We start from the raw sequence: 15643 nt of genomic DNA, 5'->3' as shown, positions 1-15643 counted from the left end.
TTGGGGCCGAGGGTCACCTTGACGGCGTCCGCGAGCTGGTTCATGCCGCGCTCGAGACCGCGCCGGGCGTCCTCGTTGAACGCGATCATTTTCGATGTCATTCCTGCTCCTGCTCTTGACGGGGCTCTCCGGGACGGCGCCCGCGACGGACGGCCCACCGGCGGGCGACCAACCCGCCGACGGACCTCGCCGTCCCGGCACACGCCGTGTGGTTGGCACTCTCCAGGGGTGAGTGCCAGGCGCTCCACCGCACTCTATCCACAACTTGCGTGTCACGCATATAGTGCGTGGCGCGCAATTTCGATAGGGTTGCCCCATGAACGACGACGCGATGGGCCTCCGGGCACGCAACAGCCAGGCCACCCGGGAGGCGATCGGCCATGCCGCGCTGCGCCTGGCCATCGAGCGAGGCCCCAACGGGCTGGCCCTTGTCCGCGTCCATGACATCGCCACGGCCGCGGGAGTCTCACCCCGCACCTACAACAACTACTTCTCCAGCAGGGCCGAGGCGATCTGCGCCTTCCAGGCCGACCAGTCCAGGCGTGTGGGGCAGGCGCTGCGCTCGCGGCCCGCCGGCGAGCCGCTCGACCAGGCCGTCACCGCGGCCGTGATCGAGCTCTACGGCGACCCCGAGCCCGACAAGGCCGGCCTGCGCATGATCATGTCGACGCCCGAGCTGGAGGGCGAGGCGCTGAAGGCGTTCACCATGGCGGAGGGCCCGCTCGCCGAGGCGATCGCGACGCGCACCGGCACCGACCCAGGACGCGACCTGTTCCCCGCCGTCACGGCCGCCGCGGTCGCCGGCGCCATCCGCGTGGCGGGGCGGCACTGGCTCGAGCCCGGCAACACCGAGTCCTTCGCCACCACCCTGCGCCGCGCCCTGTCCTGCGTCCTGCCCGTCGCGCCGCCCGATGCCCCGTCCCGGCGTCCGGGCGGCACCGGGTGAACGGCCTCGTACCTGAACCGAGGTTCACCTCAGGCTAGGGTTGGCCCATGCCGGAACCCGCGACGATCGCCGAGGAGCTGACCATCGGCGAGCTGTCCGAGCGCAGCGGCGTGCCCGCCTCGGCGCTGCGCTTCTACGAGCGGCGCGGGCTCATCGCCAGCCGCCGGACCACCGGTAACCAGCGCCGCTATCACCGCAGCACGCTGCGCCGGGTGGCGTTCATCCGCGCCTCGCAGAGCGTCGGCATGCCGCTGTCGGTGATCGGGGGAGTGCTGGGCTTCCTCCCCGAGGGTGTCCCGCCCACCCGGGAGTTCTGGCTCAAGGCGTCGGCGTGCTGGAGCGAGGAGATCAACGCTCGCATCGAGAAGATGGAGCGGATACGCGACCGGTTCACCGAGTGCATCGGCTGCGGCTGCCTGTCCTTCGAGCAGTGCGCGCTGATCAACCCCGGGGACACGCTCGCCGAACACGGCCCGGGTCCCCGCCGCCTGCTGGGTCCCTGACACCGGCCCGGCGGCGACGGGCGGAAAGCCGGCGGCCGGCACCGGGGACATCGGGCGCCGGGCAGGCTCGTCGGCAGTGAACGGAGCGCGATCGGCCGCACAAATATTTAAGGCTTGACTTATATAAGTACTAGATGAAATTCTCGATGCCGTGCAGGCCTTCGAGGCGCTCGGTGACCCGGTGCGACGCCGGATATTGGAGCTGCTCGCCGGCGGTGAACGGAGCGCGGGCGCGGTCGGCGGGGTCATCCGGACGGAGTTCGGGATCTCGCAGCCGGCGGTGTCGCGGCACCTGCGGGTGCTGAGGGACTCCGGCTTCGTGACCGTCCGCGCGGATGGCACCCGGCGGCTGTACGCCGTCGAATCGGCACCCCTGCAGGAGGTCGACATCTGGCTGGAGCGCTTTCGCCGGTTCTGGAACCGGCACCTGGACACGCTGGGCGCCGAGCTGGCGCCGCGGCGGACGCGGGCCCCGGAAACGGCGCGAGGACAGCGCCGGGCCGCCGCCCGCGGACAGACACCCCTCAACGAGGAACGAGGAAGACACGTGATCGACATCGTCAACCAGATCAACGCCACCCACCGGGAGATCGGCGACCTCCCGGTCGCCACCGGCCGAGGGCGGTCGCTGCTCCTGCGCCGCACCTACGACGCCTCGATCGAGGATGTGTGGAGCGCCTGCACCGACCCCGACCGGATCGGCCGATGGCTGGCCCCGATCGACGGCGACCTGCGGCCCGGTGGCACGTACCAGCTGAAGAACAACGCCGGCGGGACGATCCTGCGCTGCGAGGAGCCCCATCTGATCAAGGTGACCTGGGTCCTCGGGGAGGGCATGAACACCGAGGTCGAGGTCCGCCTCGCGCACGGCGAGGACGGCGGCACCGTCCTGGAGCTGGAGCACGCCTCTCCCGCCGAGATCGTCGACGAGCTGGTGCGCACCTACGGTCCCGGCGGCACGATCGGAATCGGCAGCGGCTGGGACCTCGCGCTGCTCGGTCTCGACCTGTTCCTGCGCGGCACCCCGTTCGACCCCGAGAGCTGGGAGGACGCGCCCGAGGTGAAGGAGTTGGCCACCCGCAGCTGCCACGCCTGGGGGCCCGCGATCCAGGCCGCCTGGGGAACCAGCGACGACGACCTCGCCGCGGCCATCGCGTTCGGGGTGCGGCACTTCGCCCCCGAGACCCCGGGGGACGACAACGGCTGATCGCCGCTGGACGCGGGCCGCACCGGCCTCGACCCGATCGGGCGAGGACGCCGGAACGGGCGAGACCGGGCCCGCGGCGGCCAGGGTCAGGGCCGCTCGTCCACGGAGATCGTGCCGGTGGCGCCGCCGGCCACGACGACTCTCTTGTGCTTCAGCCCGCGCATGAGGGATCCGTTCTCCGCGGTGGGGGGCAGGGGGTGACGGGGGCCCGCCAGAGGCCGGCCAGCGCGTCGATGAGCCCGACGGCGACGGCCTCCCAGCTCGCGTGGGCCGTTGACCCGCCCTCGTGCAGGGTGCGCTCGCGCTCGGCCAGCGCGTGCGCGAGGAGCAGGCGGGTCATGTCGCCGCGCTCGCGGTGCACCTCTTCCGGCAGGTTGGGCAGCAGCCGCAGCATGCCGTCCAGGGTGCGCCGCATCGACGGGGTCGCCACGGACTCCTCGGTGACGATCTGGCGCAGGGCGGGCACGGCGGTGACCTGGGCCAGGCAGCGGGCCCGCCAGCTCGGCACGCCCAGCGCGTCGAGGTGGTCGGTGGCGGGGCGTACCAGGCAGGAGATCCACGCGCGCAGGTCGGCGGAGTCGCCGATCGCCTCCAGCATGCGCAGCCGCCGCTCCTCGGTCTCGGTGGTGTAGCGGCGGATGATCGCTCGTACCAGGTCGGCCCTGGTGCCGAAGTGGTAACCGACGGCGAAGTTGTTCGCCTGCCCGGCGGCCTGGCCGATCTGCCGGTTGGAGACCTCGCCGACCCCGTGCTCGGCGAACAGCCGCTCGGCGACGTCCAGGATGGCTCCGCGCGTCTCCCGCGCCCGCTCCGTCCTGCCGGGCACGGTCTTGCCGTGTTTCGTCATGCCGGACGCGGTCCTGGTGGGGACGGTCTTTCCACGCTCCCTCTTGTCGTGCTCCGTCTTCCCGTGATCCGTCCGGCCGGGCACGGTCACCATCGGACCGGGACCTTCTCCAGCCCGCCGACCACGAGACCCTCGCGGCGCCTGAGCTCGGTGGCCGGGACGGCCAGCTCCAGCGTGGGCAGCCGCTCCAGCAGCACGCCGAGCACGGTCTGCAGCTCGGTGCGGGCCAGCGCCTGCCCCAGGCAGGAGTGCGGGCCGGCACCGAAGGTCACGTGCGGGTTGGGCGAGCGGTCCAGCCGCATCTCGTCGGCGCCCTCGAACTGCCTCTCGTCCCGGTTGGCCGAGGCCATGCTGCACACGACCGTCGTGCCCGCGGGCAGCTCCTCCTCCGCCACCGTGACCCCCTCGCTGAGGTAGCGCGGCATGCCGAAGCCGGGATTGGCGTCAAAACGCAGCACCTCCTCCACCGCCGAGCGGATCAGCGTGCGGTCGGCCAGCAGTGCCTCCCAGCGAGAACGGTCGGCCAGCAGCATCGACACCATCTTGCCGATCATGTTGGCGGTGGTCTCGTGCCCGGCCACCAGCAGGCCCTTGGCCGTCATCACCAGCAGCTGCTCGGTCAGCCGCCCGTCCAGCCCCTCCACCATCGAGGCCAGCTCGCTCAGCAGGTCGTCGCCCGGCTCGGCCCGCTTGGTGTCGACGTGTGCCATCAGATAGGCGTCGAACTCGCCCTGGGCGGCGTCGATCTCCTCCTGACCGAACCTGGTCATGCTGAGCATGGTGTCCGACCAGTACGCGAACCTGTCCCGGTCGGAGTCGGGCACCCCGAGCAGGTCGCATATCGCCCACACCGGCAACGGGAAGCCGACCGCGCTCACCAGGTCGGCGGGCTCGTCCTGGGCGACCATCCGCTCGACCAGCCGCTCGGCCATCGCCTGGATTCTGGGCCGCATCGCGATGACCCGCTTGGCGGTGAACGCCTTGCCCACCAACTGCCGCCACGCCCGGTGGGTGTCGCCTGTCATGTCGCCGCCGCTGTCGCCGCTTCGACCGAACACGCCGCCCGACTCGTTGGCCGTCACCCGCGCCGCCCCCTCGGCGTCGAGCCGGCGGGTGAAACGCGGGTCCGACAGGACCTCCTTGACGTCCTGGTAACGCGTCAGCAGCAGCGCGGTGTCCCCGCTGGCCAGCCGGATCGGCGCGACCGGGCAGCTCTCCCGCAGCTCGGCCCACTCCCGCGGCGGCTCCAGCGCGCTGGGGTTGCGGAAGGGGTATTCGGGCGCCTCGGCGCTGGGCTCGCTCAAGATCACTCTCCCTCGGGATCGCGTTGGCGCCATTTAAGTCGCCTGACTTATTCAGGTCAAGTGACTCGAATTCGCTCCTCGCCGGAACCTCCCGAGCGCGGCGACTCCGGCCGATCATCGACCATGACCGGACGGTACTTCGCGGTGCGATAATCGTGAGCCGTGACTGACAACCGCGTCCCTCCTCCCTTCGTCGGCGACGAGCGCGCCATGCTGAACAACTGGCTCGACTGGCACCGCGAGACCCTGGCCGTCAAGTGCGCGGGGCTCTCGGAGGAGCAACTCCGAGAGCGCTCGGTGCCGCCGTCGACCCTGTCGCTCCTCGGCCTGGTCCGTCACATGGCGCACGTGGAGCGCGCCTGGTTCCGCCGCGTGCTGAACGACGAGGACGTTCCCCTGCTTTACAAGACCGACGACCCCGACGCGGAGTTCAACGACGTGGACACCGCCTCCGCCCAGGAGGCTTTCGCCACCTGGCAGGCCGAGATCGAGCTCGCCCGCAAGCTCTCGGCCGAGGTGCCGCTGGACGCCGTCGCGAAGCGGCAGCGCCACGGGCAGGACTGCTCCCACCGCTGGATCCTGGTCCACATGATCGAGGAGTACGCCCGGCACAACGGCCACGCCGACCTGCTGCGCGAGCGGATCGACGGTTTCACCGGCGAGTAGGCGTCCTTCCCGGCGAGGCCGGCAGGAGTGCCGTCACCCAGGTGCTCCGTGACCACCACCGGCGTGGTGATCGTGACCTACGAGCCGGCCGGGTTTCCTCGCGTCGCCCCTCGGGCGATCCCGGTCGAGGGAGAACCATCGTTTTCGAAGATCGGGAGGTGCGACGCGGCGGCCACGTCACCCATCGCTCCCACGGGCACGCCACGCGGACGGCACGGGCGCGAGCTGCCATCTTTGTCGCCGCCCGGCAAACGGACTACCCTCGCCCGTGACCAGTCCGAACGGACCTTCGAGTCCACGAGCCGCCGCGCGACCAAGATCACACCCGCCACCTGTTACACCATCCCGATGGGCGCGTTTGTGCGAGCCGCACAACTCCGGCCGCGAAACACGCTTAGTCCCCGCCATTCCGGTATCCGGAGGCAGTCGAGAGGATGTACCCCGGTTACGGCGGGGACGACCGCCGTGTTCACCGTCTTCGAAAGGCCCGCTCAGTGTTCAGTCGTGTCGCCATCGTCAACCGCGGTGAAGCCGCCATGCGGCTCATCCACGCCGTTCAGGACCTAGCCGCGGAGACGGGCACACGGATCGAGACCGTCGCCCTGTACACGGACTCCGACCGGACGGCCACGTTCGTCCGGGAGGCGGACATCGCCTACGACCTGGGACTCGCCGCGGACCGGCCCTACCTGGACCACGCGGTCCTCAGGAAGGCCCTGGTCGAGACCGGTGCGGACGCGGCCTGGGTCGGCTGGGGCTTCGTGGCGGAGGACCCGGCGTTCGCCGACCTGTGCGCCGAGATCGGCGTGACGTTCGTCGGCCCGAGCGCCGAGGCGATGCGCAGGCTGGGCGACAAGATCGGCTCGAAGCTGATCGCCGAAGAGGTCGGGGTGCCCGTCGCGCCGTGGAGCCGAGGTCCGGTGGAGACGCTGGAGGAGGCGAAGGCGGCGGCGGAGCGGATCGGCTACCCGCTGATGCTGAAGGCGACCGCGGGCGGCGGCGGCCGCGGTATCCGGATGGTCGCCGACGCCGACGAGCTGTCCCAGGCCTACGAGCTGACGCGCCAGGAGGCCGCGCGGGCGTTCGGCAGCGGTGTCGTGTTCCTGGAGCGACTGGTGACGGGCGCCCGGCACGTCGAGGTGCAGGTCATCGCCGACGGGCAGGGCACCGCGTGGGCGCTGGGCGTGCGCGACTGCTCCGTGCAGCGGCGCAACCAGAAGATCATCGAGGAGTCCGCCTCCCCGGTCCTCGGCGCCGAGCAGGTCGCCGAGCTGAAGGCGTCGGCCGAGCGGCTCGTGCTCGCGGTGGACTACAAGGGCGCGGGCACCATCGAGTTCCTCTACCACCCCGGTGAGCGGCTGTTCGCGTTCCTCGAGGTCAACACGCGCCTGCAGGTCGAGCACCCGATCACCGAGATCACCACCGGCGTCGACCTGGTGAAGGCCCAGCTGCACGTCGCGGCGGGCGGCAGGCTCGAGGGGGACGCGCCGCAGGAATGGGGCCACGCCGTCGAGGCGCGCCTCAACGCAGAGGACCCCGACCGCGACTTCGCGCCCTCACCCGGCCGGATCGCGCGGCTGGCACTGCCCAGCGGCCCCGGCGTCCGGGTGGACACCGGGTTCAGCGAGGGCGACACGATCCCCGCCGACTTCGACTCGATGATCGCCAAGATCATCGCGCATGGCCGTGACCGTACGGAGGCGCTGGCCCGCCTGCGCCGCGCGATGTCACAGACGACCGTCATCATCGAGGGCGGCGTGACGAACAAGGGCTTCATCCGCACGCTGCTCGACGAGCCCGCGGTGATCGACGGGTCCGCCGACACCGGCTGGATCGACCGCGTGCGCGCCCAGGGCGCCCTCGTCGCGCACCGGCACTCCGCGATCGCGCTGATCGCCGCCGCCGTCGAGGCCTACGAGGACGAGGAGGCCGTGACGCGGCAGCGCTTCCTGGCCGCCGCGCACGGCGGCCGCCCGCAGTCGCAGCACGAGAGCGGGCGCGCGCTGGAGCTCAAGCTCCGCGACGTCGGCTACCGCGTCCAGGTCGCCCGCACCGGCGGCCACCGGTTCCGCATCGGCATCTCGGCGGGCGGCCCCCAGCACGCGGCCGACGTCGACATCGAGCGCTTCGACGAGCACAGCGGCCAGATCACCGTGAACGGCGTCCGCTTCAAGGTCGTCACGAGCACTCACGGCCCGATCCACCTGGTCGAGGTCGACGGCGTCACGCACCGGATCAGCCGCGACGAGGGCGGCATCGTGCGCTCGCCGGTGCCCGCGCTCGTGGTGGCCACGCCGCTGCAGGCGGGCGACGAGGTCGAGGCCGGCGCGCCGCTGCTCGTGGTCGAGAGCATGAAGATGGAGACCGTGCTGCGCGCGCCGTTCCGCGGCCGCGTGCGGGAGCTCGCGGTGTCGGTCGGCAGCCAGGTGGAGGCGGGCGCCCGCCTGCTGCGCCTGGAGCCGCTGGGTGACGGCGACGAGGCGGCCGGTCCCGCGGCCGAGGTGCGGGAGGTCGAGCTGGATCTGCCGGCCGAGCCGGTGGACGTGCCCGCGGCCGAGCGGGCCGCGCGCGGGCTGCAGGACCTGCGCAGCCTCCTGCTGGGCTTCGACATCGACTCGCGGGACGAGAAGCGCCTGCTCACCGGCTATCTGGCCGCGCGCTCCGAGCTCGCCGAGAAGGGCGAGCACGAGCCGGCCGGTGAGGTCGAGCTGCTGCGCCTGTTCGCCGACCTGAGCGAGCTGAGCCGCAACCGGCCCGCCGGAGAGGAGTCGAAGCCCGACTCCTCGGTGCACAGCCCCCGCGAGTACTTCCACACCTACCTGCAGTACCTGGACCCGGACCGGGCCGGGCTGTCGGAGAGCTTTCGGCAGCGGCTCACGCACGTGCTGTCCCGCTACGGCGTCGAGGGCCTGGAGCGCACGCCGGAGCTGGAGGACGCGGTCTTCCGGATCTTCCTGGCCCAGCGGCGCGCGTCCACCGACGTCGCCGTGGTGACGACCCTGCTGCGCCAGTGGGTCAAGGAGTCCCCGCCCGCCGAGGCGGACCGCGTCACCGTCGGCCTGGCGCTGGAGCACCTGGTCGCCGCCACCCAGGTCCGGTTCCCCGCCGTCGCGGACCTGGCGCGCGGCGTGGTGTTCGCCTGGTTCGCCCAGCCGCTGCTGCGCCGCACCCGCGCCAAGGTCTACACAGGCGTACGAAAGCACCTGCGCCACCTCGACCGGTACCCGGACGCGCCCGACCGCGCCGAGCGGATCTCCGCCATGGTCGCCAGCGCCGAGCCGCTCGTCCGGCTGGTCGGCCAGCGGATCGGCCGCGAGGGCGCGGACCCCGTGCCGCTGCTCGAGGTGCTGAGCCGCCGCTACTACGGCAACCGCGCGCTCAGCGACATCCGGGTGAGCAAGGTGGCGGGCTGCACGTTCGTCGTCGCCGACCACCGCACCGCGACCGGCAACGGCCGCGTCGTGGCCACCGCGGTCGACTTCCTGGCGCTGGCCGAGGCGGTCAAGGCGGTCGACGAGTTCGCCGGTGACGGCGAGCTGGTGGCGGACATCTACCTGACCTGGTCGGACGGCCCGAGCGACCCCGACGAGATGGCCGCGCGCCTGCGCGAGGTCATGGTCGCGCAGCAGCCGTCGAACCGGGTCGGCCGCATCGTCGCGACCGTCGCGGGCAACAGCGGCGCCGTGATGCACCACCACTTCACCTTCCGGCCGTCCGCGGACGGCTTCGCGGAGGAACGGCTGCTGCGCGGCCTGCACCCGCGCATCGCCGAGCGCATGCAGCTGGAACGGCTGCGCGACTTCGACCTCACCCGGCTGCCCGCCCCCGACGAGGAGGTCTACCTCTTCCGGGCCACCGCGCGGCAGAACCCGTCCGACGAGCGCCTCGTCGCGCTGGGGCAGGTCCGCGACCTGACCCCGCTGCGCGACGACGAGGGCAGGCTCGTCGCGCTGCCCGCGGCCGAGAACATCCTGGCCACGTGCCTCGACGCGATCCGCCGGGCCAAGAAGCCCGGGGCGAAGACGTCCGCCACCAACCGGATCGTCATCTACGTGTGGCCGCCGAACGACCTCTCGCCGGAGGACCTGAACACCGTGGCGAAGCGCGTGCTGCCGACGACGGCGGGCGCGGGCCTGGAGGAGGTGCTCTTCCTCGGCAGGCGCCGCGACGGCGCCACCGGCGAGCTCGTCGACATCGCCGTGCGGATCGGCTATGACGTGGGCTCCGGCGTGCAGCTGTCCGTCGTGCCGCCGCCGACCGAGCCCATCGAGCCGCTGGACGACTATCGCCAGGAGGTGCTGCGCGCGCACAGCCGAGGCACGCACCACCCGTACGAGCTGACCGCCATGCTCGCCGGGCCGTTCGGCTCGTTCACCGAGTACGACCTGGACGAGCGGTCGGAGCTGGTGCCGGTGAACCGGCCCAAGGGGCGCAACACCGCCGCGCTCGTCGCGGGCGTCGTCAGCACGCCCACGTCGCGCCACCCGGAGGGCATGACCCGCGTCGTGCTGCTGGGCGACCCGACGAAGGCGCTCGGCGCGCTGTCCGAGCCCGAGTGCGCGCGGGTGATCGCCGCGCTCGACCTGGCCGAGCGGATGCGGGTGCCGCTGGAGTGGTTCGCGCTCTCCGCGGGCGCCCGGATCTCGATGTCGTCCGGCACCGAGAACATGGACTGGGTGGCGGCCGCGCTGAAGCGGATCGTGAACTTCACCCAGGACGGCGGCGAGATCAACATCGTGGTCGCGGGCATCAACGTCGGCGCCCAGCCGTACTGGAACGCCGAGGCCACGATGCTCATGCACACCAAGGGCATCCTGGTGATGACGCCCGACTCCGCGATGGTGCTCACGGGCAAGCAGTCGCTCGACTTCTCCGGCGGCGTGTCGGCCGAGGACAACCACGGCATCGGCGGGTACGACCGGATCATGGGCCCGAACGGCCAGGCACAGTACTGGGCGCCGGACATCCGCGGCGCGCGGGAGATCCTGATGGCGCACTACGACCACAGCTACATCGCGCCGGGGGAGAGCCGGCCGCGCAGGACGGTCACCGGCGACCCGGTGGACCGTGACGTGTCGACGTTCCCGCACAGCGTGCCGGACAGCGACTTCACGACGGTGGGCCAGATCTTCTCCGTCGAGTCCAACCCGGACCGCAAGAAGCCGTTCGACATCCGCACCGTCATGCGCGCGCTCTCCGACCAGGACCACCCGGTGCTGGAGCGGTGGGCGGGCATGGCCGACGCGGACACCGCCGCGGTCTGGGACGTTCACCTCGGCGGCCGGCCGGTGTCCCTGCTGGGCATCGAGTCCAGGTCCGTGCCGCGTCGCGGGTTCCCGCCCACCGACGGCCCGGACACCTACACCGCGGGCACCCTGTTCCCGAGGTCGTCCAAGAAGGCCGCCCGGGCCATCAACGCCGCCAGCGGGAACCGTCCGCTGGTCGTGCTGGCCAATCTGTCGGGGTTCGACGGGTCGCCCGAGTCGATGCGAAAGCTGCAGCTGGAGTACGGCGCGGAGATCGGCCGCGCGGTGGTGAACTTCAAGGGCCCCATCGTGTTCTGCGTGATCTCGCGGTACCACGGCGGCGCGTTCGTGGTGTTCTCCAAGGCGCTCAACCCGAACATGACCGTGCTCGCGGTCGAGGGCTCGTTCGCCTCGGTGCTCGGCGGCGCTCCGGCCGCCGCGGTGGTCTTCGCGCGCGACGTGGACAAGCGGACCGGCAACGACCCCCGCGTGCTCGCGCTCGCCGCCGGTGTCGCGGAGGCGCCGGCCGCCACGCGGGCCGCGCTGGCCACCGAGCTGGCCGAGCTACGGTCGTCCGTGCGGGCCGAGAAGCTCACCGAGGTGGCCACCGAGTTCGACCGCGTGCACAGCATCCAGCGGGCGGTCGACGTCGGTTCGGTGGACATGATCATCAGCTGCGCCGAGCTGCGACCGAAGATCATCGAGGCGGTCGAGAGGGGCCTCGCCCGGCAGGTCTGACCCGGTCCCGGAGCCGGAGGCCCGCGCCTTCGCCGCGGCCGTCCTCCGGCCCGCGGAGGCCGAGCCCTCCGGTTCCGGCCGGCGGAGGCCGTGCCTTCCGGCCGCCGGCTCGAACGGGGAGTCGTGGGGCGGCACGCGTCGTGCCGCCCCACGACCGGGGTCGCCCGCGAGAAGACGGTTCGCGAGCGACGATTCCGCCTCGTGGCGGGAGTCCCACCTTCCGACCCCTCACCGACCGCTGCGAGGACTCCCATGGCCCACGACGGAACGCCGCCCGACACGACCGATCCGGAACCGAAGGCGAATCTCCGCCGCGCGTCCGACATCTGGCCGCTGATCCACGCCGAACGAGCGGCCCTCGCGGCGGACCTGGCGAACCTGACCGGCGAGCAGTGGACGACGCCGTCGCTGTGCACCGGGTTGACCGTGCGTGAGGTGCTGGCGCACCTCACCTCGGCGGCGAGCCTCACCCCGATGCGGTGGCTGGCGGGCGTGATCCGCTGCCGGTTCGACTTCGACAGGCAGGTCGCCATGCGGCTCGCCGAGCAGCTGGGGGCGACCGCGGCCGAGACGCATGACAGGTTCCGCCGCGTCGTCACGAGCACCACCAAACCACCCCTGCCGACCGTGGCGATGCTGGGCGAGACGATCGTCCACGCGGAGGACATACGGCGCCCGCTGGGCATCCGCCGCGATTACCCGATCACCGCCCTCACCCGGCTGGCCGACTACTACCGGGGTTCCGACCTCGTGGTCCTCGCCAAAGGACGGATCGGCGGCCTGCGACTCGCCGCCGACGACGGCCCCTTCAGGACCGGCTCCGGCGCGCTCGTGTCCGGCACCACCCTGGCGCTCACGATGGCCATGACCGGGCGCGCGGCGTACTGCGACGACCTCGAAGGCGACGGCGTCGCGATCCTGCGCGACCGCATGGGATGACATACCCCGGGGTGACCGCGCGTCCGGCGTGAACGGTCCCGCTCCCGTGCGCGCGGAGATCGCGGGGCACCCGGCCGTCTCGCGCGGACCGGCCAGGTGCCCCGCGCGGGTCAGCCGACGCTGGTGATGACGGCGAAGCGCGCGCCGTGGGGGTCGGAGAGCACGGCGAAACGGCCGACGCCCTCGATGTCCGCGGCGGGCGCGACGAGGTCGCCGCCGAGCTCCCGCGCCCGGACGACGGACGCGTCGCAGTCGGCCACCTCGAAGTACGCCAGCCAGTGCGGCCTTTCGCCCTCCTGGAGCGACATGACGCCTCCCAGGTCCTGGCTGTCATCCCCGGAGGTCGACAGCAGGAGGTACGGCATGTCACCGAACGTGATGTCCTGGACCTTCCAGTCGAAGACGGCCTGGTAGAAGGGGCGGACGGCCTCCGTGCCGGGGACGTACAGCTCGAGCCACGCCAGGGAGCCGTTCTCGGTGACGAGGTCCAGGCCCTGGATCGTGCCCGGCTGCCAGACGGCGAACCCGGCGCCGCCGGGATCGGTGAACCCGGCCATCCGGCCCTTGGTGAAGACGTCGTCCGGCGCGACGCGCACGGTCCCGCCCGCCTGCTCGACCGCCTTCGCCGTGGCGTCGGCGTCGGAGGTGTGGAAGTAGGGCGTCCACGCCGGCACCGCGCCCTCCTGGGTGAGCGGCCCGACGGCGGCGACGGTCTTGCCGTCGAGCTGGAAGAAGCCGTAACCGCCCGCCTGGGGACCGGCCTCCTGGAAGTGCCAGCCGAACAAGGAGGAGTAGAAGGCGACGGCGGCCTCGGTGTCGGGCGTGCCCAGGTCGATCCAGTTGGGGGCGCCGGGGACATATCGGGTGGTGAGCATGGCCTCTTCCTTCGATGCGTTCACGTGGCGGTGACCCGGCTCCGGGCTTCCGCGCGCGGGGGCGAAACCATCGGGCCGGTCGCCCTCAGCCTGCCAGACCCCACCGACATTTCCCTCTCCTCCGTACCCGATGCGCGGGCGGCCCGGGAACCACCGGCCCCGTCACCGCGAACACCGGCGAACGGACCTGCCGGCCGGCGTCGTGCGAGCCCCGTACGGACCTTCAGGTGAAGCGCCGGTAGGTGATGGGGGACGCGCCGGCCACCGTCTGGATCTTGACGTGGTCGCCCGGCTTCGGGGCGGCGATCATCTGGCCGTCGCCCATGTAGACGGCGCAGTGGGTCGCCGGATAGCCGAAGAAGACGATGTCGCCCGGCTGCGGCGGGCCGGTGATCGGCCGGCCGCTCGCCTGGTACCCGGCGGCGGTGTTGTCCCCGATCTTGATGCCCGCCTCGTTCAGCGAGACGTGCACCAGACCGCTGCAGTCGAACGCGTTGGGCCCGTCGGCGCCCCAGACGTAGGGCTTGCCGATGTGGCTCCTCGCGGCGGCCACGACGTCGGCTCCGGTGCCGTCGCCGGTGACCGTGTACGGGATCGCCTGGCCGCCCCCGCCCCCGCCCCCGCCTCCACTGCCGCCGCCCGAGCCGCCGCCGTTGTTCCCGGACGACGGGCCGCCGCCGTTGCCCTGCCCGCCGCCGCCTCCACCGCCGCCGCTCTGCGAGCCGGGTCCCGTACCGGCGAGCGTGGTGCGGAGCTCCTCCTCGGGCACCGGCACCCACCGGGTGGTGTGCCCGGGGCCGGGGACGAAGTCCTGGTCGCCCGCGGCCGGGATGGCGGAGAACACCGTGGTGTCGCCGAGATGCTTGTCGATCTCGCGCCGCGCGGTGGACAGCGCGGTCTCGGCCGAGTCGACGTGCCCCCGCACCTGGGACACCGCCATCTCGACCTGCCGGCCGATGCCCGGCTTGAGCTGCTCCTCGGTGGCGTGCGGGTTGCGGCGCCGGTATTCCGCCACCCAGGTCAGCAGGTCGCCGCAGACGCGCTCGGCGTCCGACCTCGCCGTCTCGACGGCGCCGGCGGCGGCGTCCAGGGAGTTCGCGCAGTCGCCCAGCGCGTCTCGCAGGGAACCGCCGGCCTTGTCGTACCGCCGCATGTACGCGACGAAGGCGTCGGCGGAGGCGCCCCTCCAGGCGGTGTCCACCTGGTTGACCGCGTTCCTCAGGAGCCTGAACGGCTCGGCGGACGAGCTGACCGCCTTGCGCCACCGGGTGGCGATCGCCCGGATCGCGGCGGGGTCCCCGTCCGTCTTCCTCACCAGCGCGGCCAGGGCCTGCCCCCCGGGCAGCGCCGCCACGGCGTCCATGTCGGTCATATGGTCGGAAGATGGCTCGTGGTGCCCCGCTCGGCCGCGGTCACGTTGTCCTCGATCGTGTCGAGGGCACGTTCGACGCCGTCAAGACGGCTCTTCACCGTGCCCAGCTCGCCGTCCGCGTACCCTTCGACCCGGCCGATCGCGTCGGCCAGCTCCCGGGCGCCGGTCAGGGTCCCGAAGAGCGACGAACTCGCGCCGCCCCTGGCGGGGAAGTCGTCGCCGACGGTGGCGAGCCTTCCCCCCTGGGCGTTCACCGTGACGCGCAGCTTGGCCAGCGCCTCGCGATTCAGGTCGAGGTTTCCCACCGGAGCCGACTCCCTCCGCCGTCGCCGAGATGCCACCCGCTCGGACGCCGGTTCGGCGCGTTGGCCGGTTGCCTGCCCACCGTCCGGCCATATCTACCAAGAAGCGATCATATCCAGCGAACCGTGATCATCGCAGTACGAAAACCTATCCGGCCCCGCGGTCCGCGGGTCGCGGTCCCGCCGGCGGCATGACGGTGGCCGACGAGGTGACCGCGACGGGCTCCGTGGCGGGTGCCGGACGGCGAGGGCCGCGGCGGTCACCCGTCGTTCAGTCGATGATCGCGGTGGCTTCCACCTCGACCAGAAGATCGGGCTCGCCCAGTGCGGCGACGCCCAGCAGCGTGATCGGCTTGACCGGGTCGACCCCCAGTTTCGCGGCCGCCCTGGCGACCCCCTCGCCCAGCAGCGGCATCTTGTCGGGGCTCCAGTCGACGACGTAGACGGTCAGCTTGGCCACGTCGTCGAAGGAGGCGCCGATCCCGGCCAGCGCGGTGCCGATGTTGAGGTAGGCCTGCTCGACCTGGGCGGCGAGATCGCCTTCGCCCACCTTGCCGCCGTCGGCGTCGCGGGCGACCTGGCCGGCCAGGAACACCAGCTTCGATCCGGTGGCGATCGACAGCTGCCGGTAGACCTCGGGCTTCGGCAACCCGTCCGGGTTGACCAGGGTGACGGCCATCGCTGCTCCTTCGTCTTCG

General features: G+C 72.2%; 12 protein-coding genes. 6 read left to right on the top strand and 6 right to left on the bottom strand.

Annotated elements, in window-relative coordinates; translation table 11 throughout:
- Nucleotides 1-316 precede the first annotated feature (316 nt).
- From ACTOQ2_RS37850 to ACTOQ2_RS37840, 3 genes are all read left to right on the top strand, one after another.
- On the top strand, nt 317-946 hold the full coding sequence (locus tag ACTOQ2_RS37850; protein ID WP_440105864.1) for a TetR/AcrR family transcriptional regulator: 630 nt from the start codon (nt 317-319) through the stop codon (nt 944-946).
- 47 nt (nt 947-993) lie between these two features.
- Nucleotides 994-1449: a redox-sensitive transcriptional activator SoxR gene (gene soxR, locus ACTOQ2_RS37845; RefSeq protein ID WP_440105862.1), complete on the top strand. Its 456-nt coding sequence runs from the start codon at nt 994-996 to the stop codon at nt 1447-1449.
- Nucleotides 1450-1600: 151 nt separating this feature from the next.
- Complete coding sequence (locus ACTOQ2_RS37840) at nt 1601-2656, top strand: metalloregulator ArsR/SmtB family transcription factor (RefSeq protein ID WP_440105860.1); 1056 nt, start codon at nt 1601-1603, stop codon at nt 2654-2656.
- A 151-nt stretch (nt 2657-2807) separates the two neighbouring features.
- On the opposite strand, the gene ACTOQ2_RS37835 is transcribed toward ACTOQ2_RS37840, so the two are convergent.
- Both ACTOQ2_RS37835 and ACTOQ2_RS37830 read right to left on the bottom strand, forming a co-directional pair.
- Nucleotides 2808-3596 (bottom strand): TetR/AcrR family transcriptional regulator, encoded by a 789-nt coding sequence (locus tag ACTOQ2_RS37835; RefSeq protein ID WP_440105858.1) that lies wholly within the window; start codon nt 3594-3596, stop codon nt 2808-2810.
- Entirely contained in the window at nt 3590-4840 is a 1251-nt protein-coding gene (locus ACTOQ2_RS37830; protein ID WP_440105856.1) for a cytochrome P450, read from the bottom strand. Before ACTOQ2_RS37830 ends, ACTOQ2_RS37835 begins: the two co-directional genes overlap by 7 nt.
- Nucleotides 4841-4969: 129 nt before the next feature.
- Between ACTOQ2_RS37830 and ACTOQ2_RS37825 the strand changes: the two genes are divergently transcribed.
- From ACTOQ2_RS37825 to ACTOQ2_RS37815, 3 genes are all read left to right on the top strand, one after another.
- Complete coding sequence (locus ACTOQ2_RS37825) at nt 4970-5473, top strand: DinB family protein (RefSeq protein WP_440105854.1); 504 nt, start codon at nt 4970-4972, stop codon at nt 5471-5473.
- A 494-nt stretch (nt 5474-5967) separates the two neighbouring features.
- Nucleotides 5968-11457, top strand: coding sequence for an ATP-binding protein (locus tag ACTOQ2_RS37820; RefSeq protein WP_440105852.1), 5490 nt, complete (start codon nt 5968-5970; stop codon nt 11455-11457).
- 252 nt (nt 11458-11709) lie between these two features.
- Nucleotides 11710-12396 (top strand): maleylpyruvate isomerase family mycothiol-dependent enzyme, encoded by a 687-nt coding sequence (locus ACTOQ2_RS37815; RefSeq protein WP_440105850.1) that lies wholly within the window; start codon nt 11710-11712, stop codon nt 12394-12396.
- A 110-nt stretch (nt 12397-12506) separates the two neighbouring features.
- Here the strand turns inward: ACTOQ2_RS37815 and ACTOQ2_RS37810 are convergent, their stop codons facing one another.
- The 4 genes from ACTOQ2_RS37810 to ACTOQ2_RS37795 form a co-directional block, all read right to left on the bottom strand.
- Entirely contained in the window at nt 12507-13271 is a 765-nt protein-coding gene (locus ACTOQ2_RS37810) for a VOC family protein (protein ID WP_440105848.1), read from the bottom strand.
- A 223-nt stretch (nt 13272-13494) separates the two neighbouring features.
- Nucleotides 13495-14643: a bifunctional WXG100 family type VII secretion target/C40 family peptidase gene (locus tag ACTOQ2_RS37805; RefSeq protein WP_440105846.1), complete on the bottom strand. Its 1149-nt coding sequence runs from the start codon at nt 14641-14643 to the stop codon at nt 13495-13497.
- Nucleotides 14640-14948, bottom strand: a complete 309-nt coding sequence (locus ACTOQ2_RS37800) for a hypothetical protein (RefSeq protein ID WP_440105844.1) — start codon at nt 14946-14948, stop codon at nt 14640-14642. Before ACTOQ2_RS37800 ends, ACTOQ2_RS37805 begins: the two co-directional genes overlap by 4 nt.
- A gap of 268 nt (nt 14949-15216) precedes the next feature.
- The gene (locus ACTOQ2_RS37795) at nt 15217-15624 is read right to left on the bottom strand and encodes a RidA family protein (RefSeq protein WP_440073620.1); all 408 of its coding nucleotides are present in this window, start codon (nt 15622-15624) and stop codon (nt 15217-15219) included.
- Nucleotides 15625-15643 lie beyond the last annotated feature (19 nt).

The organism is Streptosporangium sp. H16 (assembly GCF_051918855.1).
Lineage (GTDB): Bacteria > Actinomycetota > Actinomycetes > Streptosporangiales > Streptosporangiaceae > Streptosporangium.
Note: the sequence above shows the minus strand (reverse complement) of the source record. Positions and strands in the feature narration are given on the sequence as shown.